Here is a 21831-nt window from a genome sequence, read left to right as displayed (position 1 = left end):
TCTGACTTCGCCACCGCCCCGCGCTACACTCGCACGCTGGAGACCAATGCATCGCAAGGCCCTCACATGCATCACGATCTTGCCCCGCTGTACGCCCAACATATCGCCACGCTGCGCGAGCGCGCGGACCGTGCATTGGCTCAGGCTGGTTTCGATCATCTGCTGGTGGCTGCCAGCACGCCGCTGCGCAAATTTCTCGATGATCAAGACTACCCCTTCGTCGCCAGCCCGCATTTCAGGCACTGGCTGCCGCTGACCGACGCCCCTGGAAGCTGGGTGATCTACACACCTGGCGGCAAGCCGAAACTGATCTTCGTGCAGCCGCGCGACTATTGGCAGGTGGTGCCGGCCGCGCCGAGCGGCTACTGGGTGGACCATTTCGACATTACCGTGGTGCGCACTCACGCCGAAGCCGTCGCCGCGCTGCCCAAGGGCAACCGCGCGGTGATCGCGCCCGAATGCCCGCACATCGACGGTGTGGACGCAAACAATCCGCAGGCCGTCATCGATGATCTTCATTGGCACCGCAGCTACAAGACACCCTATGAACTGGCCTTGATGCGCCAGGCCAGTCGCACGGGCGCGCGGGCGCATCGCGCGGCCGAACGAGCATTTCGCGCCGGCGAAAGCGAATTTGGCATTCACATGGCTTATCTCGCCGCCGCCGACCAAACCGATGCGGAGCTGCCTTACGCCAACATCGTGGGACTCAACGAACACGGTGCAGTGCTGCACTACACCCACTTCGACCGCGTACCGCCGGAACAAAGCCGGTCGTTTCTGATCGACGCCGGCGCTAGCGCATCCGGTTATGCCAGCGACATCACGCGCACCTATGCCGCAACAGGTCATGATGCGTTCCAGGCATTGATCGACAGCGTCGAGCGCGCGCAGCAAGGTTTTGCCGCGAAAGTGACGGCCGGGCAAAGCTATCCGGAACTGCACATCCACGCCCATCACGTGCTAGCCGAGGTACTGCGCGAACACGGCTTGATTCGCATGAGCGCCCAAAGCGCAGTGCAATCCGGTGTGACGTCAGCGTTCTTTCCGCACGGGCTGGGCCACCCCATCGGCCTGCAAGTGCACGATGTCGCCGGCTTCCAGGCCAGCCAAAGCGGGGGTAGCATTCCTCGTCCGGAAGGCCATCCTTATCTGCGCATGACGCGTGCGCTGGAACCGGGCATGGTGGTCACCATCGAGCCGGGCTTGTACTTCATCGACATGCTGCTGGAAGAACTTCGCGGCAAGCCTGTATCCAGCGATATCGTCTGGAACAAGGTCGATGCCTTCCGACCCTACGGCGGCATCCGCATCGAGGACGATGTGGTATGCACGGGTGGTGAACCGGAAAATCTGACTCGCAACGCGTTTGCATCGCTCAGCTGACATCCGCATGGCTGAAAGCGCAACGGCTGCCAGTCGTATCTGGCAGGCGGTGCGTCAAGCGAACCGCTAGAGATTTTGCCCATTCAACCAGCGTGCCTGCCCGATCGCCGGATCGGTGACACTGGGCTCACCTGTTTCGACATGACCCGCAAGACGTTGCACGTAGCCCGCCTCCGCATCGCTGCGCACGACCAGATCGTACCAACCATAGCTATCACCGAGGGACCAAGGTCTCTCAGCGTGTTCACCCGGCTGAAGCACGTACGAGATTGATTCGCCGTTGTAGAGGTTTTCAAGCATGATGTTGCAATACTCGCGACCTTCGTTCGCGAGCGTCAGCACAAGCCGCCCCCGTTCGCAGCGGCTGCTTATCCGCAACATCGTCTTGCGTGAATGGGCATTCCCTTTGAAACCACGCACGAAACCATTCGGCCCGTAGACCTGCAACGCATAGGCATCCTGCAAGGGCCATGCGGCGGAAAGTGATTTTCCAGCTTCCACGGTGTAATACCACGGGCCGCTTGATGTGCCGTTAGCACGCACATGAAAGCACGCACCCGCGCCTGCATGGTTCTGGAAGTCAACGCGCAGCTGACCATTGTCCCAACGAGCGTCTGCGCATAAGTCATAGGGCAATGCGCGCGCGGGTTTCACGCCCGGTTCCTGTGGCGGCAGCGCCTGATACGGCGGTGGCCTGGGCGCATAGTCAGGATGACGCAGATCATCCGGAGGCATGTACGCCGCGATGCTTGGCAGCGGCGCTCGTGTGCCATCGGGTTTGGAAAAATCAAATGCGCTGAGCAGATCGCCGCACACAGTCCGGCGCCATGCAGTGATGTTCGGCGCCGGTACCCCGTAGCGGCATTCGATGAAGCGGTTGATGGAGGTGTGATCAAACACCTGCGAACATACCCACCCCCCTTTGCTCCACGGCGATACCACGATCATCGGCACGCGCGGTCCCAGTCCATACGGACCACTGGGGGAATAAGCACTGCCGGGAAACAGTTCGTTGGCTGTCGATACGGTCGATTGCCCCTGCGCCTCGGACGGTGGCACGCAGGGTGGCACCATGTGATCGAAGAAGCCGTCGTTTTCATCATAGGTAACCAACAGCACCGTCTTGCTGAAAACATCCGGATTGCTGGTCAATACATCCAGCACTTGCCCGATATACCAGGCGCCGTAATTCGCCGGCCAATTGGGATGCTCGGTATACGCTTCCGGCGCGACGATCCATGACACCTGCGGCAGCGTGTTGCCCAATACATCACTGCGCAACTCATCGAACAGCGTGCCACCGGCGGAAAGACTCGTACCGGTTCGCGCACCTTGATATAACGCGCTGCCTGGCTGCGCATTGCGGTATTGATTGAAGTAAAGCAGGGCGTTGTCGCCGTAGTTGCCGATATAGGCATCGTCGGTCCAACCCCAGGAGCCGGCGGCATCCAGGCCAGTGCCGGCATCCTGATAGATTTTCCAGCGGATGCCCGCCTTCTGCAGCACCTCAGGATAGGTGGACCAGCTGTACCCGGCCTCGGCGTTGTCGATCACCGGGCCGCCATCTTCGCCATCGTTGCCCACCCAGCCGGTCCACATGTAGTAGCGATTCGGATCGGTCGGGCCCATCACTGAACAGTGATAGGCATCGCAGATGGTGAACGCATCGGCGAGTGCGTAATGAAAAGGAATGTCCTCGCGCGTGAGATACGCCATGGTGGTCGTACCTTTGCTCGGTACCCATTGATCGTACTGGCCAGCGTTCCAGGCGGCGTGCGTACTCGTCCAGTCGTGCGCGAGGTCTTCGAGGAATTGCAAGCCAAGATCCGGCGCTGCGGGGTGGAACGGCAGCACATAGTCGGAACCGTCGGGCTGGTACCACACCGACTTGCCGCTAGAAAGATTCACAGGACGCGGATCACCAAACCCGCGCACGCCCTTCAAGGACCCGAAGTAATGATCGAAGGAGCGGTTTTCCTGCATCAAGATGACGATGTGCTCGACATCTTCGATCGTGCCCGTGCGACGGTTGGCCGGAATTTCCAGTGCGCGCGCGATGCTGGCTGGAAGCATTGATGCAGCCGTCGTGCTTCCAAGCAGCTTGAGAAACTCGCGGCGATTCATTGAAGTCATGCTATATCCCTGGCGTGCGCATCGATGACGCCGCGCGATGCTGCGGTGTCAAGGTTGCAATCATGCGACATTCGCGGGAATCCTACGAGAACCAGGCAGCAGCTCACAGGGGTTGCAACAACAGGCGAGCGATCTTCACGCACCGCATACGTTGCACCCGCACTAGCGTAATGTGCAGTGTTACCTCATCGTCATTCTGGCGCAGCCGGAACCCAGTTGCATACGCAGTGCGAAGCCCACAAAACGCTTTATGCGGCCTGCTCCGCACTACATGCCTAATTGGATTCCGGCTTGCGCCGGAATGACGGTGCGGGAGGACAATGTGATCGAAAGGAGTGCGCTCATCACCGCCCAGCCAGCACTGCCTCAATCTCCTCCGCCCCTTTCGGAACATCCACGGTCAGCACGTCATTGCCATCACGCGTAACCGCCACGTCATCCTCGATGCGAATACCGATGCCGCGCCAGGCATCGGGAACAGTCGTGTCATCCGGTGCGATGTAGATGCCTGGCTCCACGGTAAGCACCATGCCAGGCTCAAGCAGACGCGGCTCGCCGTCCACGCGGTAATCACCCACGTCGTGCACGTCCAGGCCTAACCAGTGGCTGGTCTTGGCTGGAAAAAATCGCTTGTAGCTGCCCTGCGCGATGACCTCGGCCGGATCGCCCTTGAGCAGGCCCAGTGCGCACAAGCCCTCGGTGATCACATGAATGGCCACATCATGAGCCGTGCTGTAAGAACGCCCCGGTTTTACTTCGTCGATCGCAGCCTGTTGCGCCGTGAGCACAACCTCGTACAAGGCACGTTGCTCGCGACTAAAGCGGCCATTGATCGGGAAGCTGCGGCTGATGTCGGAGGCATAGCATTCCAGCTCCGCGCCCGCGTCAATCAACAAGAGATCGCCTTGCCGCAGCGGCGCGCGATTGGCCTGGTAATGCATGGTGCAAGCGTTCACGCCGCTGGCGACGATGGGCGGAAACGCCGCTACGGCGCCACGACTGCGCATCACGCGCAAGAGTTCGGCTTCCACTTCGTATTCATAACGGCTGTGTCGCGCCATTTTCATCGCCGCCACATGCGCCTCCGCGGCGATGGTGGCCGACGCACGCATCAGCTTCAGTTCGGCACGCGATTTGTACAGGCGCAGATCGTGCAGAAGATGGCCGAGCGCCACGAATTCTTTCGGCACCACACCACCACCGCGCAATTGCCGCAGCCGACGCATCCAGCCCAGCAATTGCGCATCGAACTGCGGCTCGCGGCCGAAATGGCAATAAACGCGCGCCCGGCCTTCGATCATGCCGGGCAGGATGTCGTCGATATCGTCGATGGGGAAAGCATCGTCCATGCCGTACTCGGCCACAGCGTGCTCGGTGCCGATGGATGGCCCGTGCCAGCGCTCGTGTTCCGGATCGCGCTCCCGGCAAAACACTACGACTTCGCCATGCTGGCGCCCGGGCAACAAGGCAAGCACGGCATCGGGCTCGGGGAAACCACTGAGGTAATGGAAATCCGAATCCTGCCGGTATGGCCACGCGGCGTCGGCATTACGCATGCGCTCGGGTGCAGTGGCGATCAGCACCACTGCATCGTCCCCCGCCATTTTCATCAGTTGTCGGCGGCGCCGGGCGAATTCCTCAAGAGCAATGTTCAATGCAACGTGCCGCTGGAAGGATGATTGGAAATGTGACACTCGGTAAACAGCAGCATGGCGCCCATGCGCACGAATTCGTGCACTTCGATCAGCGCATCTTCATCCTCATCGACGTCACCCAGATCCAGCGAGGATGAAGCGATGCTGGCCAGATCGCGCAAAATCTCCTGCGCTTCTTCGGACAAGCGCCCGTGCACATCCGGGCCACCCAGACCGAAGCCGCCCAGGAAGCCGCGACACCAATCCACCAGCGCATCCGCACGTTCAGGGAGGGGGTGATCGTCAGCCGGCAAGAGGGGTTCGAAAATCAATTCCGGATCGGCCAGTTCGTCTTCGCTCTGGCGGGCCAGTTGATCGAGTACGTCGTGATCGGCGTCCGGAACGGTGGTATCGGCCGGTTCAAGTTGCAGTGCCGCAAGTACCCACCGCTTACCCCGCGGCCTGCCACCGGCAGCCAGAAAACCACATAGGGAACCATGTAACTCACTGGCCGGAATGGACAATCGCAGATGCGAGACAACCTGGTCCAGTTCCTCGTAACCGATAGGTTCGGCGGCGCTCATCGTGGGTTCCGTTAAGGTCTAAGGCACAAGTTTAATGCACTCCCGTGCGCGAGCGATTTGCCTCGCAGATTTCTTCCAAGGTCCTGATATAGTTCCACGCATGAAGACTCCCGACGTCGCCCAACACGAGCTTGCCGCCCTAAGTCAGCAGCTTGATCGGCTGCTTGAGCACGTCCATCGGCTAAGCGAAGAAAACCGCAGCCTGCGTCACAGCCAGGAGCAACTGGCGAGCGAACGCGCGGGTCTCCTGGCCCGCAACGAACAAGCGCGCAGCCGGGTTGAAGCGATGATCCAACGACTCAAGGCGCTCGAGAACAATGGCTGACGTCATCAGCACGCCCATCAACGAACCGGTTTCGCTGCGGCTGATCGACCGCGAGTTTTTGATCGCCTGCCCACCGGACGAGCGCGCGGGCTTGCTGGAAGCGGCAAGCTTTCTCGATCGCAAGATGCGCGAATTGCGCAGCCATGCCAAGACGCCAGGCTTCGACCGGCTTGCCGTGCTCGCCGCCATCAGCATTACGCACGAATATTTGCAGCTGCAAAAGCACGCGACATCGACCGGCAACACTAACGTTGCTGAATCGGATATCGCCGACGGTCTGGCGACATTGCGCCGAAAGCTTGAAGCAGCACTCGATGCGCAACTAAAATAGCTACGGCGTTTTCTGCGGTGTGCGCCAGCACACTCTTACATTTGCCTTGTTCCTATATACGACCCGGGACGGTTACTTAAGGTTGTTGTGCATGTCCGCCGCGTGCGGAAAGCCTTTAGGCCTTAATTTCCCTCCCACCTGATCCCGCTTGGATCAAGGTCGTTTGGTGGGCAGCGGCATCGCGGTTGACGCCACCTCATTCCCACCCGGGCGCCCTATGGCGTCCGGGAGCGGGGGCCGGACGATCCTGGAGGAGACGCGCGACGTGGATACCGCCGCACGACGTCGTGAACTACGCCAGCGCCTGGCCGAACGCCGCCGCGCCCTTACCCCTCCCCAGCGCATCGGCGCCGCCCAGGGCTTGCGGCGCAGCCTGGAGCACCTGCCCGAGTACCACACCGACAAGCGTGTTGCCGGCTACTGGGCCTGCGACGGCGAGCTGCCGCTCAACCTGGTGATTCCGCCCCTGGCCACGCGCGGGCAACAGTTCCTGTTGCCGATGATCGGGCAGGACAACCTGCTGCGCTTTGCCCCCTGGTCGTCGGGCGAGCCGGTCCAGCCCAACCGTTTCGGCATTCCTGAACCGGTGGCGCCACATGAATGGTTCGCTCCCTTCCAGCTCGACCTGGTATTCGTGCCCCTGCTCGCCTTCGATCGCCGAGGCAACCGCCTGGGCTATGGTGGCGGCTACTACGACCGCAGCTTCGCTTTCCTGAAGGATCAACTACGCCCTACCGAACCCTTGCTGGTAGGCATTGCGTACGATTTTCAGGAATTGGAGGACATCGCCGCCGAGCGTTGGGACATCGCGCTGGATTTCATTGCCACCGACCGCGAACTCATCGAATGCCATGCAGGAGAGCAGAGCGCATGAATCATTGGTTGATGAAGTCCGAGCCGGACACCTTCTCCATTGACGACCTCAAGCGCAAGAAACGCGAGGCATGGGATGGCGTGCGCAATTACCAGGCCCGCAATTTCATGCGCGACGAGATGCGCGTGGGCGACGGGGTATTCTTCTATCACTCCAATTGCGCCGAGCCGGGTATCGCGGGCGTTGCCAAAGTGGTCACTGACGCGTATCCCGACCCCTCGCAGTTCGATCCCAAGAGCAAGTATTTCGACCCCGCCAGCTCGCGCGACAACCCGCGCTGGATGCTGGTGGACGTGGCGTTCGTCAAGAAGCTCACGCGGGTGATAACGCTGGATGAGCTGAAGAATCATCCGAAGCTGGAAGGCATGACGCTCCTGCGCAAAGGCAATCGCCTGTCGGTGATGCCCGTGAATGCAGCGGAGTGGACGTACATTCTGGAGCTTGAATAAGCCGTCTTTCCCGCGCACAACTTTCTCTCAGCGTCTCAGGACCTCACCATGAGCAACGACGAAAAGCGTCTGGCTGGCGAAGCCGCCATCAAGTATGTCGAAGACGGTGCGATCGTCGGCGTCGGCACCGGCTCCACCGTCGCCTTCTTCATTGATGCCTTGGCTGGCATCAAGGATCGCATTCAGGGCGCGGTTTCCAGCTCCGAGCAATCCACCGCACAACTCAAGAAACACGGCATTCCCGTGTTCGACCTCAACGCCACCGGCCCGCTTGCGCTGTATGTCGACGGCGCTGATGAATGCGATCTGCACAAACGCCTGATCAAAGGCGGCGGTGCCGCACTGACACGCGAGAAGATCATTGCCGAAGCTGCGCAGAAATTCGTCTGCATCATCGATTCCAGCAAGCGCGTGAACCTGCTTGGCAAATTCCCGCTGCCGATCGAAGTGATCCCCATGGCGCGCAGCTTGGTCGGTCGCGAAATCGTCAAACGCGGCGGCAACCCGGTCTGGCGCGATGGCGTCATCACCGACAACGGCAACTGGGTGATTGACGTACACGGTTGGCAGATTGCCGATCCGGTAGCGCTGGAGAGCGAGCTGAACCAGATTCCCGGCATCGTTACGGTAGGTCTGTTCGCACGACGTCCGGCCGATGTGGTGTTGATGGGCGGCACGTTGATGTGACGTAGCGCGCGATATCGGGCGCGCTGGCATCCGGTAAATTGTGTGCGCCCTGGAAATGGAAATGGCGGGCTACGGCAATCGCGCCTGCTTATCTGTATGCGTCGCCGCGATGAGTGTTGTCGCATCGCCTACCTAGTTCTCACACAGGCAGCTTGGTCATGCTAGACATCAGGCACGCTGTATTTCCGCAAGACGCCGGTGAGGTCTATCGGCTGTTCCGCGAATACGCAGACAGCCTCGGCGTCGATCTTGGTTTTCAGCGTTTTGACGATGAAGTCGCTTCCTTGCCTGGCAAATATGCGCCACCGGCAGGTCGCCTGTTGCTCGCATGGCAAGGCAATGAAGTGCTCGGCTGCGTCGCGCTTCGTCCTCTGCACGAGAAGAGCTGCGAAATGAAACGCCTTTACGTGCGACCTCAAGCACGCGGCATGCAACTCGGACGAAAGCTCGCCGAACGGCTTTGCGAAGAAGCACGTGCAGCCGGTTACACGCGCATGTGTCTTGATACCTTGCCCAGCATGGCAACCGCACAGGGGCTGTATCGCTCGATGGGCTTCGAGCCGATCGAGCCTTATGTGTTCAACCCCATCGAGGGGACGAAGTTTTTAGCGCTGGTGCTGTAGCCGGCCGCGCTACCGGCTCTTTTGTACCAGCGTAAGCAGCAGCGGTCGATTTACACAACGCAGGTGCGCCGTCTATCGCGCTAGGCTTTGCCACCTGCGCTGTTGCCATCCTCAACGTGGAGCGATCGGGGGCATCATAAAGAGTGCCGAGGTGGAAATCTCCACCCCCAAAGGTCGGCGAGGCTCAAAAAAGTGCCGGGCCCTTGCGAGCCCGGCCTAGTCGGGGGCATTACAAATTTACTTGGTACCGCCGAACTGGTAATCCAGCTGCGCCATGATTTCGCGCCCGTATACGTCGTAGTTCTCAGTGTTGAAGAACGGGAACGCGGTGAAGCTCGGATCTTTGGGCGGCATCCTGTTGAGCAGGTTGTTCACTAGCAGCGAAAGTTCCAGACCCGGCACCGGCACATAACTGAAGCTGTAGTTGAACGTAATCCACGGGGCCACGTGACCCGCACCAGGGTAATTGGGGCCGTCCACCATGCCGGTGTAGTTGGGCGAGGCGCCATAGCGGTGCCAGTACAAGGTGCTGGAGTACTTGTCGTGGAACGACCAGTTCAACGCGCCGCTGACGATGCTCTTGAACTCAGAGCTGTACAGCGGGTTGGTCAACTGATTGATCGGCATGCTGCCCGGGTAGATCTGATAGGAATGCTTCAGCATGTCGTTGTAATCGAACTGCAGGCCGAAGGTACCCACTCGGGTTGGGGTGAACTGATACTTGAACTCAGAGGTGATCGAGTCGGTGACTTCGTTGGAAATGTTGATGTAGTACTGGGTGATCGTATCGACCATGCCGGTCACCGAATTGCGCACGACCTGGCCGTCGTTACCGTTCGGTCCAAGCACTGCCAGACACACCGGCGAGGTGGTGGGAAGCTGGCCGAGCAAGCACTGCGAATCCTGACGCATCAACAGATCGGCCGGCTGCGGTGCGATTTCGTTGGTGATGGCGATGTGCAGGAAGTCCGTGCTGAAGCTCATGTTGGTGAGCGGCGCCCAGACAAAACCGCCGGTCCAGCTCTTGGCCGTGGTGGGCTTGAGGCCCTTGTTGGAGTACAAGGTGCCATTCACCTGTTCCTGGAAGTCCGCGGCGCAATCCTTGCCGCCGTTTTGAACTTGGCACAGGTAATAGTCGGTCACGTCCTGATAATTGCCGCTGGGGCCCAGATACAACGCAGACATGTCCGGCGCCAGGAACGACGTGGCGTAGTTACCACGCAGCAGCAATGTATCGAACGGGCGGTATTCAACACCCGCCTTGAAGGTGAACTTGCCATTGGTCTGGCCGCCCGACGGAAGCGAGTAATGATCGTAACGGCCGGAAAGATCGAACGTAAGCGGCTTTAGCACCGGCAGGTTCAATTGGAAGGCCGACGCAACGTGGTTACGTGTGCCGCCGCCGGACGTACCAGTGAGACCCCAGATATCGCCATTGGCGACCAGCGGATTGGCGGGCTCATACCAACCCTCGCTGCCACCCTCAATCAACGCTGCAAAACCCGCATCGCCACCCGGCAGATGGAACAGGCTGTCATTGCTGACCGTCGCGCGGGTGTTGTTAACCCAGGTATTGGAGTTCTGTTCGATGGGCACCGTGAAGCTGGCCACCTGGGCCGGCGTCAGCGGTGTAAAGAACGCCGCATAGTTGGGGTTGTACATGTTCAACCCCGTATTCGGATCTGAGCCAACTGACGGCCCGAGGATCGAATTGAAGTAATTGTCGACCGCCGACGCGAGGCGTTCCGGCGAGGTTTCGCTGGTGCGGTCACCGGAGCGCACGAAGTAAACATCCCAGTTCCAGTTCGAATCGCCGAACGTACCGTTCGCACCAACATCCGCCTGGTACATAAGATCGAACTGACGGGTCAACTCGTTGTAGTAGTTGTTGCCCACTTCTTCCGGGGCAAAGATGCGTTCGGGATCCAGGATGTCACCGGTCTTCGCATCTTCGATCAGGCCAGAGGGGTAATCGATCGGTCCCCACCAGATGAAATCCGAGCCGGGCGTGAATTTCTGGGTCTGTGCATCCATCAGGATGTCGCTGTACAGACGCACGTGATCGTTCACGTCATAACGCAGCTTCAGCATACCGTCATAGCTGCGACTCTGGTTGAGCATGGTGGTGTAGCCCAGCACATGTGTCGAACCGCAATACGTGCCGTAGCGGCCGGCGACGGCAGACGTGGTCTCGTTGGTCGTGCCATTGAACAGGCCGCTCATCCCGCTGCAACCATTCGGCGGGCTGATATAGCCCTGAATCGCGCCGGTGTAATTGAAGATGTTGCCGTAATCGGGAATCGTGGCCACCGGCTCATCGTGCGGCGTGGTCGCGGTGAAGCTGCGCTGATAAGCCCAGATCGGCGACTGATTGTCGAATTCGAATGAACCGAGCACGTTGAGCTTGCCGTAATCGTGACCGAACGAAATAGCCAGACGCTGGCTCGCGCCGCCGCCACCGTCGTAACCACCGGCGCGCACCAGCACTTCAAAGCCATCCATATGTTGCTTGGTCACGATATTGACCACGCCGGCGATCGCTTGCGAGCCGTAAATGGATGAACCGCCACCAGGAATGATGTCGATGTGATCGACCATCGACAGCGGAATGTTCGAAATATTGGTGAAGTTGCTTTGCCCGTTGTAGAGCTGGCCGAACTGCGTAATCGGCTTGCCATCGATCAACGTAAGCGTGTATTCGGGATTCAAGCCGTACAGGCTGATTGTCTGCGCACCTTGCGTGAAGCCACCACTCTCCTGCGGGCCCTGCACCGAACCGGTAGCGAATACCGAGCTCTGCAGCACTTCGGTCACCGAATTGAAACCACGCGCTTTGATGTCCTGCGCGGTGATCGTGTACGTGGGTGTGGCGGTCTGGATTTGCGCGTTGTTGATCAACGATCCGCTGACGACAACGGTATCGAGCCGCTTGGCCTTTTTATCGGCGTTGGATGAGTCCGATGACGAAGAAGAAGTGTCCTGAGGCGACGCTTGTACCGCGACGTTCTCGACCGCGGCGCCCTGGCCGACGGATGGAGTGGTATCTGCGCTGGCGTTGGCGACCGTGGCAAACGACAGTGCAGCGAGCACGGCTGCAGCGATAGGTGTTCTCAACATGGAAGGCTCCCTCGATCTGCGGTTGATTTAGTTGTTCCGCGGACACCTTCCCTAGCGCTCCTCGTAACCTACAAGGCGCACGCGTTCGGCCCCCTAAAGCGGAGCAGAATCGATAGCGACGTTTTTCCCCAAAGCCAAAACTCTTGGCAACGTTCCATTGCCGAGCTCAGGCTTACGTCATGTTTACGAAAGACGAAATACTTTTGCAAATGTCTTCGGGCATGCTCGTAGTAAGAATATTTCCTAGCAAACACGCGCACTTATGATTTGTGTGCAATAGCGCGAATTGCAGGTAGGGATTTCGTTGCCCGATACGTTTTAGTTATTTCGCGCAGAAGATACAGTGCGTCAGATGCGCATTATCAGTGCTCCATACTACGGCGCATGCAAATGTTCTTTCGCGCCGTTCCGAGCATCAATGAGCAGCGAAAGCGCAAGCAGGACATCCGGTGTCCTTAACGACCTTTCCATAGCGCCACAAACCCATCCGTTCGCATACACGGAATACGAGCGATGGCGGCTTGCGGATCACTTCTGCGCCGCGACTTGTGTAAAGTGATAACGCCCCGACGCCAGATCGAAGCACGTGTCGGTGCCGCAGGTGTGCAACGCATGAATCCATGGCAACGTCGACAGCGCTCGCCCTGATTCCACGATCGTCGCTGGCTTTGCTGCCGGTATGCGTACGTCGGCGGTACTCCCAACGGGCACTTCAATATCTAATTGCAGCCCATCTGCGCCGCGAGACCACGACACGGCGACACGGCCATAAGGCGTAACAGTGTCTGCCTCGGCATGATTCAACCAGGCGGTAAGTGCAGGATGGATGGCTATACGCTGCCATCCAGGTGCCAGCGGCTGCAGCCCGGCAACATCCCCAAACAACCAATCATCAATGGTGCCTAGAAAGTAATGGTCACGCGATCGCGCTTGAAGCTTCCAGTGCTCCCACAAGCTGGTCGCGCCATGCGCGCGCCAATAACCCCAGCTCGGAAAACGGGTTTGCGTTGCGACGATCCACGCCACCCCGGCATGACCAGTCGCCGTAAGCACCGGCAGCAGCAGCTTGGTGCCCAGCGCACCGGTATCCAGATGATCATCATGCGCATGCACGGCTTGCACCAGAGCGTTCGCGACACGCGTGCGTTGCGCTGCAGGCACGAGGCCAAAGCCAAGTGCCAGCAATTGATGTGTTTGCCTTACACCATCATCACTCTCACCGCGATAAAGGCCTTTTGATGAGTCGAAGAATTGCCGATTGAAAGCGTCGCGCACGCGCGTGGCCATCGCGTCGAAGTGCTGTGCTTCACTATCGTCGCCAAGCACGCGCTCGATCTTCGCCATCGTCTCGGCCATGCGATACAGATACGCCGTCGCAGCAACGCGTTTGTCCTCCGGTGCGTTGCCGCCGTCAGCGGATGTGTTCGGGCTTACCCAATCACCCAGCGCAGTATCGGCAATGCCATCGGGCGAACGCGAACATTCAAGGTCGACATAGTGCGCCATGCCATCGACGTTATCCACCAGCACGGCACGATTGCCCCGTTGCCAATACAACGACCACGGCACCAGCACATAGGCGGCATGCCACGGCGGCGCACGCACGTCGCCCCATCCGGGGTTAGGTGCGATGAGCAACGGTGCACCTGCGGCATTACGTGCGTCGGCAATGTCTTGCACCCACTGGGTCAACAACGTGTCCGCGCCCAGGTTGCGCAGCATCATGTCCGCGCCGAGCATGCCATCGCCCGTCCAGCCGTTCTTCTCGTACATCGGCGTGTCAGTGGGGATGCCGTAGAGATTGTTGAGCAAGGTGTCGACAGCAGCGGTGTGGATCCAGTTGAGCAACGCATTGCTGCTGCTGAAATGGCCGATGACTGATACGTCGGTATGAATGACCTGGGCCGTCATCGCGCCAAGCGACGGTGCAGCACCCGGCCAGTTATCGACTTGTACGTAGCGGAAGCCTTTCCAGGAAAAATGTGAATGCCACTGCTCGCTGCCCTTTCCTGCGAGCGTGAAACGATCTGTTTGCAAGCCATGCGCGAAGTAGTGGTGCTCATCGCGATCGTCGACGCTGCCATCGGGGAGCAGCTTTTCGCCGTAATGCAGAACGATGGTATCTCCGGCTTGCCCTCGCACGGTCACCGTGACCCAACCGGCAATGACGCGCGGAAAAGCAAACACATAGCCGCCATTGCGCAGCTTGTTCACCGCGGTCGCTTGAAGGGTTTGCGTTACACGCACCGGTGGTTCGCGCTGCGCTTGCAGCATACCTTTGGGTGCGAGCAGCACGGCGGCCGCTCGCCAGTCATGGTCGTCGAAGTTCGTGGTGTCGAAACCCGATTGTGTGCGGCGGGCGTCGTAGGTTTCGCCGCCATACACATCATCCAGCAGCGTGGGGCCATCGTGCACGCGCCAATCCGCATTCGTTCCGGTGAATTGACAATGGCCATTCGCGTAGCAAAGTTTCAAGAGCACGCGTACACGCGGCTCGCCATGCCAGGGAGCTTTCTCCCAATGCCAAACGTCCGCGTTGGTCAGGCCGTAATAGCCACGCCCGAGTTCGATGCCGATGGCATTGGCCGATTCTTGCCGTAGCAGGGCCGTTACGTCCCGCGCGACGTAAAGCACGCGCTTGTCATAGTCAGTGAAATCGGGCGAAAGTACGGCGTTGCCCGCTGGACGTCCGTTGATCGACACATCGGCGTAGCCACCCGCGGCCACATACAGCCGCGCCGACACCAAATCCTTTTCTACAGGGAACACGCGCCGCAGCAATGGCGCGGCCATGCTTCGGCCAGGAGGTTTGCCGATCCACGCGGCGTGCGACCATTCCTGCGACGAAGGCCCGGTCTCGAACCAGGATATGGCGCTAGCTTCGCCCGCCGAGGTCTGCGCGCTCACTTTCCAGTAATAACGGCTCGAGGGCGCAAGCGGCGGTCCCGCGTAATCGATGTCGAAGGAGGTCCTGCTCGCAACGCGACCGCTATCCCATACGTCAGGGTGGTCCACCGCCAGCAATGCGGTGCTGCGCGCCACTTCAATACGGTAAGCCTCGGGAGTTGTCCCACGTGGCGCATGCGTCACGATCCACGCGAAGCGTGGCGAGGCGACATCGATGGCTAGCGGCTGGGTTTGATGCTCAGTGGTAAGGGATTGGAGTTGTAGATCAGTCCCAGCATGCACAGCCGAAGCGACCACCCAGAGCATCACGAAGGGAAAAACGCCACCGCGGAGCCGACGCGTGATCATAAACACGTGAGTGAGTGCCACCTTGCTCGCCTCTACATACCCAACCGATGCGCGCTGCCAGGGATCGGCGCAGACGACTTGTCGATTTGCGTTCGAAAGGGCTTTATTTAGCCCGTTGTATGGGTGGGTGTAAACATGGGATTCGGCGCCTTCAGCAATCCGCCAGCCGTCTTGGGTATGGCGAAAGAAATCGGACATTCGTTCATCCACGCCTGTCACATGTAACAACGGCCGCAGGTCGCGGCCGTTATGTTCCCCTCATCAGATACCTATCAAAGCGATTTGAATTTCGCCGCCCATCCGCTCGGAACCTGTCCCAGTCCATGCTTGGCGAATTTGCGCTGCACGTATTCGTTGATATCGGACTTGCCCTTCGCGTGGCCACGTTGCGCTGCCATCACGGCTGCATTCATGCGTGACTGCGCTATTTGTCCCACCAGGGCGTCCGGGCCTTGCTTGCGCATCTTCTCCACGGTATCTAACTGCGGAAATTTTTCCGTCAAATGGACACCTAGTTTAGTCGTGTTCACCTCTTGGCCTTGAGTCTTCGCCTGCCACTTTATGGCAAGTGCTTCGGCCATGATGCCGGTTCCGGCGTCGTGCGTTGGCGAGCCCAGCGATTCCTTGCCGAACGCCGTGGTCGTTTCGTTCACGCGCAACAATGTCGCTGTGAGTTGCGCTTGCGGGCTGTAGCTTTTGCCGCGCCAAATATTCTTTCCTGGCTCCGGGCTTAGCGTATCGCTACCACCTTTTACCAACGCCTTGTTCGCGCGTCCGAGGTCGGAGACGCCGAGTAGGCTCGGGAAAAGGCTGGTGTACTTGGAGCTCATGTCCTGCGAAGGGGTGGCGATGTGCTGCTCCCAACTCGTCCCCTGTGTGGGCGCAATCTGCGTGGTGCTGCCTTCATAGACGCGAGACTGGCTTGCACCAGGCCGCACGACGAACGGTTGCGATTCCCATGACGCTTGCTGCACCGACGCCAGGCTTTTTACCCGCTGCGGAACGATCGGATAGAAACCGCCGCTAAAAGGCCCCGGCTGCGCAAGTGGCAACACGCCATCGGGAACAGGGCCAAGCCCGTGCTTCTGGAATTTTTTCTGCACATAGGCACTGACTGCCGATGGATCTGTAATGCCCTTTGCGGCAGCGCGCTCGCTCGCTCGCAACGCTGCATCACTGCGGGAGGTGGACACCTGCGACAACACTGCATCCTTTCCCTGCTTGCGCATCGCATCCACGGAATCAAGCTGCTTGTACTTGGCTTCCAGTGTCTTTCGCAGTCCGGTGGTGCCTAGTGAAGCCCCTCGGGTTTTTGCATCCCATTTCTGCGCCAGTACTTCGGCCATGATGCCGGCACCGACATCGTGCGTCGGAACGCCTATGGCTTCCTTGCCGAACGCCGTAGTCGTTTCATTGATGCGCAGCAAACTGGCCGCGGTTTGTGCCGACTGCAAGGCCTTGGTTCCGGCATATGCGCCTTCGCCTTTGACCAATGTCTTGTTGGCTCTGGTCAAATTGGCGACCGAGCCCATGGACGTGAACAGCTTGACATATTTGGTGCTTAGCCCTTGGATCGGCGTTTCCGCCACGTGCTGTGTCCAGCTGGTCTGTTGCGCGGGCATCGCATGCGTGGTGGTGCCTTCGAACACGCTGAACGCGGTGCTCTTGGGTCGTAAGGCAAACGGCTGCATTTGCTGCGAGCGAGTCTGTCCCTCGCTGAGGCTTCTCACTTCCGGTATGGCTATGGGATGAAACGCCCCACCGAATGGACTGTGATCCATGGCCTCGCCCCCTTATGGGTGCTCCCGCACCGCAGTCGGACCACTGTAGGCCGGCCTGGGCGACTGTGCAAGGCGGCCTGTCGTGTAGCAGAAAAGAAGGGGTTTCGGCTCACGACCATGGATTTATGGCCTGACCACTACGCTGGCGTGGCACTCGTCAGGGTTGTGGTGGAGCGCCGGTAGTTCGCAACATTTTCTGCGAAAACGCGAGATGACTTTGGACGATAAGCAACAAAAAAACCCCGCTCTTAAACGGGGCTTTTTGATTTCCTAAGCTTCCTTGGAAAACCTAGGAAGCCTGTTTGGCTGAAGACCAGGATTGTTCACCCCATCCATGGGGCTCACCCCTCCGCGCTACGCGCTCCGAGGCCAGTGCTGCGCGCTGTCCAAATTTGTTCCCGACAAATTTGTCGAACAACTCCGCCTCCTGAACCCTCCCAGCCAAATACAAAAGCCCGCCTTGCGGGCGGGCTTTTGTATTTGGCTGGGAGACTAGGATTCGAACCTAGATAAACGGAGTCAGAGTCCGTTGTCCTACCGTTAGACGATCTCCCAATGTCTCTCCGGGCGGTGCGCTCTGACTTGGTGCACCGATCGGTCGAAGCGTTGCCTCGGGTGAGGATTAGCGCTTCGAGAACTGGGTAGCGCGGCGTGCCTTGTGCAGACCGACCTTCTTACGCTCGACTTCGCGGGCGTCGCGGGTCACGAAGCCGGCCTTACGCAGCGAGGGCTTGAGGCTTTCGTCGTATTCGATCAGGGCACGGGCGATGCCGAGGCGGATGGCGCCGGCCTGGCCGGTGATGCCGCCACCGGCAACGGTGACCTTGATGTCGAATTTGTCGGCGCTCTGCGTGAGTTCGAGCGGCTGACGCACGATCATGCGCGAGGTTTCGCGGCCAAAGAACTCATCGAGGCTCTTGCCGTTCACTTCGATTGCGCCGGTGCCCTTGCGCAGGAACACGCGGGCTGCGGAGGTCTTGCGGCGGCCGGTGCCGTAATTCTGCTGAATCGCCATGATGCTTCCTTAGATTTCCAGCGCCTTCGGCTGCTGGGCGGTATGCGGATGTTCGGCGCCGCCGTACACCTTGAGCTTGCGGTACATTTCGCGGCCCAGCGGGTTCTTCGGCAGCATGCCCTTCACGGCGATCTCGATGACGCGCTCAGGATACGTAGCCAGAAGATCCTTCAGGCTGGTGGTCTTGAGGTTGCCGACGTAGCCGGTGAAACGGTGGTACATCTTGTCGTCCAGCTTGGCGCCGGTGACAGCCACCTTCCCGGCGTTGATCACGACGATATAGTCGCCGGTGTCGACGTGCGGGGTGAATTCGGGCTTGTGCTTGCCGCGCAGGCGACGCGCGATCTCGGACGAGAGTCGACCGAGCGTCTTGTTCGTGGCATCAACCACGTACCAGTCGCGCTTGACGCTTTCCGGCTTGGCGCTGAACGTTTTCATTTCGGAATACCTGTCTGCCGCCAGTAGGGCGGTAAGCGGAATCGGTGAATAAAGGCGCGAGATGATAGCGAAGCTTTCATCTACCGCGCAAGCCCAAGTGGGCTGCGAGTCGCGAATGATAGCATGAACGGTATGCTTCTTGAGAACCCCCAAGCCCGCATCGCTGTGCTGGCGGACCAATGCGTGCAGTGTGGTTTATGCCTGCCGGTGTGCCCTACCTACGCCCTCGACGGCAATGAGGCCGAGTCGCCGCGTGGGCGAATTGCCATCGCGGCGGCGCTGGCGCGGGGACAGGTCTCAGTCACCCCTGAGTTGCGCGAACCGCTGGACCACTGCCTGGGCTGCCTGAGCTGTGAGCGGGTTTGCCCGGCGGGAGTCCAGTATGAGGCGTTGCTGGTGCAGACGCGGGGGCTGCTTGGACCCGCGCCACAGCGGCCAGCAGCTTTGCTGGAAGCGGTGAAGCAGCCTCGGCTGAATCGATGGCTGGCGCGGCTGGCGCGGCTGGCCCGGTGGACAGGGGCGGCAGGCTGGGCTGGCTCTCTCGTGCCTGGACGGAAGTACGCCCCTTGGCGAGCTGCTTTGGCGTTATTGCGCGGGGGTGCGGGGGCTGGGGTCCAAGGCAAGCTCAAGCTACCCCGCCCCAGCCCTCCCCTGCCTGGTGGGGGAGGGAGCACCGTCGCGCTATTTCCCGGATGCGTGGCCAGCGTGCAGGATGCCGAGGCGGAGCGCGCCGTGGAGGTGTTGCTGATCGCGGCCGGATATCGCGTGGTTCGACTGCCCGCATTTTGTTGTGGCGCACTGGACCTGCACGATGGTGCCAGCCGCGCGGCCGAGACAGCGTCCGCACGCGTTCGACAAGCGTGGTCTGATGCCCAGGCGGATTATCTGGTCACCGTGTCACCCGGTTGCCTGAGCACATTGCGTTTCGCGTTGCCGGATGTGCGCGTGGAAGATGCCTGCCGCCTGTTGGCTGAGCGTGCCGACGCATTGTCTTTTCGCCCGCTGCCCGCGCGGTTTGCGCTGCACGTCCCATGCACGCAAGCGAATGTGGCGCGCAGCGATGGTGCCTTGCTGACCTTGCTGCAGCACATTCCTCAACTGGACGTGCAACGTCTTCCCACCCCGCCCTACTGTTGCGGCGCCGCCGGTAGCCATGTGCTGCAGTTCCCGGAACGCGCCGCGCAGCTGCGGGAAAACGTTCTATCGCACATCGAAACGCTGGATGTGCAAGGGCTTCTGTCGTCCAATATCGGCTGCCGGATGCATCTGGCCGCGGGGCTGGACGAACACGCGTCCACCGTGCCTACTTTGCATCCACTGACCCTGCTCGCACAGCAATGGATACCGTCATGAACGCACGTACGCTTACTCCCCTCGACCGCTTGCTGGCCGGCATCGAGCGCGCGCTGGAAACCGTGGCCGGCACACCGGAAGCACATCGTCATTCGCCTGCGCACGGCGTCGCCGCGGCGGAGCTGGACGACAAAGAACGCCGCCACGCCGCCGGCCTGATGCGCGTGAATCACACCGGCGAGGTGTGCGCGCAAGCGCTGTACGACGGACAGGCGGCGTTTGCACGCCAGGAAGAAAACCGCGAACACCTCAACACCGCAGCCGCCGAAGAAACCGACCACCTTGCCTGGTGTGCAGAACGCCTGCACGAGCTGGACAGCCAGCCGAGCCTGCTCAATCCGCTTTGGTATGCGGGCAGCTATGCGATCGGCGCGCTGGCCGCGCTGGCGGGTGACAAGGTGAGCCTTGGGTTCGTGGTGGAAACCGAAAAGCAGGTTGAAGCACATCTGGCCGAGCATATGGACAAGCTGCCGGCGCAGGATGAGCGTTCGCGTGCGGTGCTAAAACAGATGCAAGACGAGGAGGCGCTGCATGCGCAGCGTGCGCGGGAGCGTGGCGGCATTGCGTTACCGTTTCCGATTCCGCAGATGATGCAGGCCACGTCGATGGTGATGAAGACGGTGGCGTATCGGGTTTGAGTCCTTACGCTTAAATCAGCCTAAGTTTTGACTCACCGTCATTCCGGCGAAGGCCGGGGCTGAATGACGGTGAGATGGCAGGAAACTTGGGGCGAGCATTGCCCCTCATCTCGATCCTCCCCACAAAGGGGGAACGAGGGCAAAAGAAAAAACCCGCCTTTCGGCGGGTTTTTCGTTACATCAAGTTGCGCCCGTGGAACAGCTCCTCGATCTCGCGACGAAGCAACTGCTCGATCTTCTGGCGCTCCTTGAACGACAGGTCGTCCGCGTGCGCTTCAAATAGATACGTATCCAGATCGAAGTCCTTGATGTGCATCTTCGTGTGGAAAATGTTTTCCTGATACACGTTCACATCGAACATCTCGTATTTCTGGCGGATGTGGCGTGCCAGATAGTCCTGCACGGAGTTGATCTTGTGATCGATGAAGTGCTTCTTGCCCCTCACGTCACGCGTGAAACCGCGCACGCGGTAGTCGCACACCACGATGTCCGACTCGAAGCTGTCGATCAGGTAGTTCAGGGCCTTCAACGGTGAGATCACACCGCAGGTGGCAACATCAATGTCCGCGCGGAAGGTCGCGATACCGTTGTGCGGATGCGTTTCCGGATAGGTGTGGACGGTGATGTGGCTCTTGTCCATGTGCGCGACCACGGCATCGGAAATCGTGTCGCGGCCGAGCTTCTCCACCACCGGTTCCTCGGAAATGAGGATGGTGACCGACGCACCCTGCGGATCGTAGTCCTGGCGGGCCACGTTGAGGATGTTCGCGCCGATGATCTCGGCCACGTCAGTAAGAATTTGCGTTAGACGATCGGCGTCGTACTGCTCGTCGATGTACTCGATGTAGCGCTGGCGCTGATCTTCCGACACCGCATAGCAGATGTCGTAAATATTGAAGCTGAGGGCTTTGGTAAGGTTGTTGAAGCCCTGCAGGCGCAGGCGCGGGAGGGGTTTCACCACGGCGACACTCCATGGCCGGGTCACGGCCGACAGGTGAGGCGGGTTAGCTACAAGGGTCCCCGCTGATTGGAAAAGCGTGCTGGACCCTTATCCTGCACGCCCCTTGTGAACGAACGATGGCAGCGGCCGCCGTCCGGAAGACTGCAAATTATGCGTCAAATTGGATAAAAACAGAACCTTTAAAGCTCACACCGCATTCATCGTCTTTGCCATAATGCCTGGGCTGCAAGGGACGGCGCGTAGAGTC

General features: G+C 59.8%; 18 protein-coding genes, 1 tRNA gene and 1 other RNA gene. 10 read left to right on the top strand and 10 right to left on the bottom strand.

Annotated features, from left to right (window positions below; all coding sequences use genetic code 11):
• Positions 1–66: 66 nt before the first annotated feature.
• Positions 67–1386 carry a Xaa-Pro dipeptidase gene (gene pepQ, locus DWU98_RS07235; RefSeq protein ID WP_115494819.1) on the top strand — a complete coding sequence of 440 codons (1320 nt, stop codon included), beginning with the start codon at positions 67–69 and terminating at the stop codon, positions 1384–1386.
• 66 nt (positions 1387–1452) lie between these two features.
• Here the strand turns inward: pepQ and DWU98_RS07230 are convergent, their stop codons facing one another.
• The 3 genes from DWU98_RS07230 to DWU98_RS07220 all read right to left on the bottom strand — a co-directional run bounded on the left by DWU98_RS07230 (position 1453) and on the right by DWU98_RS07220 (position 5737).
• Positions 1453–3519, bottom strand: a complete 2067-nt coding sequence (locus DWU98_RS07230) for a phosphocholine-specific phospholipase C (protein ID WP_115494818.1) — start codon at positions 3517–3519, stop codon at positions 1453–1455.
• 344 nt (positions 3520–3863) lie between these two features.
• Positions 3864–5174, bottom strand: coding sequence for an aminopeptidase P N-terminal domain-containing protein (locus DWU98_RS07225; protein WP_115494817.1), 1311 nt, complete (start codon positions 5172–5174; stop codon positions 3864–3866).
• A complete protein-coding gene (locus DWU98_RS07220; RefSeq protein ID WP_115494816.1) occupies positions 5171–5737 on the bottom strand; it encodes a UPF0149 family protein in 567 nt (188 codons plus the stop codon). Before DWU98_RS07220 ends, DWU98_RS07225 begins: the two co-directional genes overlap by 4 nt.
• 100 nt (positions 5738–5837) lie before the next feature.
• Between DWU98_RS07220 and DWU98_RS07215 the strand changes: the two genes are divergently transcribed.
• The 7 genes from DWU98_RS07215 (at position 5838) to DWU98_RS07185 (ending at position 9026) form a co-directional block, all read left to right on the top strand.
• Entirely contained in the window at positions 5838–6062 is a 225-nt protein-coding gene (locus DWU98_RS07215) for a TIGR02449 family protein (protein WP_115495099.1), read from the top strand.
• Entirely contained in the window at positions 6055–6393 is a 339-nt protein-coding gene (locus DWU98_RS07210; protein WP_115494815.1) for a cell division protein ZapA, read from the top strand. The genes DWU98_RS07215 and DWU98_RS07210 overlap by 8 nt, the downstream gene beginning before the upstream one ends.
• A 6-nt stretch (positions 6394–6399) precedes the next feature.
• Positions 6400–6585, top strand: a non-coding RNA gene (gene ssrS, locus DWU98_RS07205) — 6S RNA.
• Between the two features lie 73 nt (positions 6586–6658).
• On the top strand, positions 6659–7267 hold the full coding sequence (locus DWU98_RS07200) for a 5-formyltetrahydrofolate cyclo-ligase (protein WP_115495098.1): 609 nt from the start codon (positions 6659–6661) through the stop codon (positions 7265–7267).
• Complete coding sequence (locus DWU98_RS07195) at positions 7264–7716, top strand: EVE domain-containing protein (RefSeq protein ID WP_115494814.1); 453 nt, start codon at positions 7264–7266, stop codon at positions 7714–7716. The genes DWU98_RS07200 and DWU98_RS07195 overlap by 4 nt, the downstream gene beginning before the upstream one ends.
• A gap of 48 nt (positions 7717–7764) precedes the next feature.
• The gene (gene rpiA / locus DWU98_RS07190) at positions 7765–8403 is read left to right on the top strand and encodes a ribose-5-phosphate isomerase RpiA (RefSeq protein ID WP_115494813.1); all 639 of its coding nucleotides are present in this window, start codon (positions 7765–7767) and stop codon (positions 8401–8403) included.
• A gap of 158 nt (positions 8404–8561) precedes the next feature.
• Positions 8562–9026: a GNAT family N-acetyltransferase gene (locus DWU98_RS07185; protein ID WP_115494812.1), complete on the top strand. Its 465-nt coding sequence runs from the start codon at positions 8562–8564 to the stop codon at positions 9024–9026.
• Positions 9027–9263: 237 nt separating this feature from the next.
• On the opposite strand, the gene DWU98_RS07180 is transcribed toward DWU98_RS07185, so the two are convergent.
• The 6 genes from DWU98_RS07180 to rplM all read right to left on the bottom strand — a co-directional run bounded on the left by DWU98_RS07180 (position 9264) and on the right by rplM (position 18632).
• Positions 9264–12143, bottom strand: coding sequence for a TonB-dependent receptor plug domain-containing protein (locus DWU98_RS07180; RefSeq protein WP_115494811.1), 2880 nt, complete (start codon positions 12141–12143; stop codon positions 9264–9266).
• Positions 12144–12671: 528 nt separating this feature from the next.
• On the bottom strand, positions 12672–15398 hold the full coding sequence (locus DWU98_RS07175; RefSeq protein WP_230474755.1) for an alpha-L-rhamnosidase: 2727 nt from the start codon (positions 15396–15398) through the stop codon (positions 12672–12674).
• A 272-nt stretch (positions 15399–15670) separates the two neighbouring features.
• Positions 15671–17179, bottom strand: a complete 1509-nt coding sequence (locus DWU98_RS07170; protein WP_147293249.1) for a hypothetical protein — start codon at positions 17177–17179, stop codon at positions 15671–15673.
• Between the two features lie 481 nt (positions 17180–17660).
• A tRNA-Gln gene (locus DWU98_RS07165) sits at positions 17661–17734 on the bottom strand.
• A gap of 67 nt (positions 17735–17801) precedes the next feature.
• Positions 17802–18194, bottom strand: a complete 393-nt coding sequence (gene rpsI, locus DWU98_RS07160; RefSeq protein WP_115494808.1) for a 30S ribosomal protein S9 — start codon at positions 18192–18194, stop codon at positions 17802–17804.
• Between the two features lie 9 nt (positions 18195–18203).
• A complete protein-coding gene (gene rplM / locus DWU98_RS07155) occupies positions 18204–18632 on the bottom strand; it encodes a 50S ribosomal protein L13 (RefSeq protein WP_115494807.1) in 429 nt (142 codons plus the stop codon).
• A gap of 123 nt (positions 18633–18755) precedes the next feature.
• Here rplM and DWU98_RS07150 point away from each other — a divergent pair, with 123 nt between their 5' ends.
• Together DWU98_RS07150 and coq7 are read left to right on the top strand one after the other, a co-directional pair.
• Positions 18756–19985, top strand: a complete 1230-nt coding sequence (locus tag DWU98_RS07150; RefSeq protein ID WP_115494806.1) for a (Fe-S)-binding protein — start codon at positions 18756–18758, stop codon at positions 19983–19985.
• Complete coding sequence (coq7, locus tag DWU98_RS07145) at positions 19970–20623, top strand: 2-polyprenyl-3-methyl-6-methoxy-1,4-benzoquinone monooxygenase (RefSeq protein ID WP_425480219.1); 654 nt, start codon at positions 19970–19972, stop codon at positions 20621–20623. Before DWU98_RS07150 ends, coq7 begins: the two co-directional genes overlap by 16 nt.
• A gap of 175 nt (positions 20624–20798) precedes the next feature.
• Here coq7 and speD read toward each other — a convergent pair whose 3' ends face one another.
• Positions 20799–21584: an adenosylmethionine decarboxylase gene (gene speD, locus DWU98_RS07140; protein WP_115494805.1), complete on the bottom strand. Its 786-nt coding sequence runs from the start codon at positions 21582–21584 to the stop codon at positions 20799–20801.
• Positions 21585–21831: the final 247 nt, after the last annotated feature.

Origin of the sequence: Dyella monticola, from assembly GCF_003363155.1 — a bacterium.
GTDB classification, from domain to species: Bacteria; Pseudomonadota; Gammaproteobacteria; order Xanthomonadales; family Rhodanobacteraceae; genus Dyella_B; species Dyella_B monticola.
This window is presented reverse-complemented; position numbering and strand designations above follow the sequence as displayed.

Bases quoted from the DNA above. Each gene is read 5' to 3' on its own strand.
- pepQ (WP_115494819.1), top strand. From the start codon at position 67: ATGCATCACGATCTTGCCCCGCTGTACGCCCAACATATCGCCACGCTG.
- DWU98_RS07230 (WP_115494818.1), bottom strand. From the start codon at position 3,519: ATGACTTCAATGAATCGCCGCGAGTTTCTCAAGCTGCTTGGAAGCACG.
- rpsI (WP_115494808.1), bottom strand. From the start codon at position 18,194: ATGGCGATTCAGCAGAATTACGGCACCGGCCGCCGCAAGACCTCCGCA.
- DWU98_RS07210 (WP_115494815.1), top strand. From the start codon at position 6,055: ATGGCTGACGTCATCAGCACGCCCATCAACGAACCGGTTTCGCTGCGG.
- DWU98_RS07150 (WP_115494806.1), top strand. From the start codon at position 18,756: ATGAACGGTATGCTTCTTGAGAACCCCCAAGCCCGCATCGCTGTGCTG.
- DWU98_RS07215 (WP_115495099.1), top strand. From the start codon at position 5,838: ATGAAGACTCCCGACGTCGCCCAACACGAGCTTGCCGCCCTAAGTCAG.
- DWU98_RS07180 (WP_115494811.1), bottom strand. From the start codon at position 12,143: ATGTTGAGAACACCTATCGCTGCAGCCGTGCTCGCTGCACTGTCGTTT.
- rplM (WP_115494807.1), bottom strand. From the start codon at position 18,632: ATGAAAACGTTCAGCGCCAAGCCGGAAAGCGTCAAGCGCGACTGGTAC.
- DWU98_RS07195 (WP_115494814.1), top strand. From the start codon at position 7,264: ATGAATCATTGGTTGATGAAGTCCGAGCCGGACACCTTCTCCATTGAC.
- rpiA (WP_115494813.1), top strand. From the start codon at position 7,765: ATGAGCAACGACGAAAAGCGTCTGGCTGGCGAAGCCGCCATCAAGTAT.
- coq7 (WP_425480219.1), top strand. From the start codon at position 19,970: ATGGATACCGTCATGAACGCACGTACGCTTACTCCCCTCGACCGCTTG.
- DWU98_RS07170 (WP_147293249.1), bottom strand. From the start codon at position 17,179: ATGGATCACAGTCCATTCGGTGGGGCGTTTCATCCCATAGCCATACCG.
- DWU98_RS07175 (WP_230474755.1), bottom strand. From the start codon at position 15,398: ATGATCACGCGTCGGCTCCGCGGTGGCGTTTTTCCCTTCGTGATGCTC.
- DWU98_RS07185 (WP_115494812.1), top strand. From the start codon at position 8,562: ATGCTAGACATCAGGCACGCTGTATTTCCGCAAGACGCCGGTGAGGTC.
- DWU98_RS07220 (WP_115494816.1), bottom strand. From the start codon at position 5,737: ATGAGCGCCGCCGAACCTATCGGTTACGAGGAACTGGACCAGGTTGTC.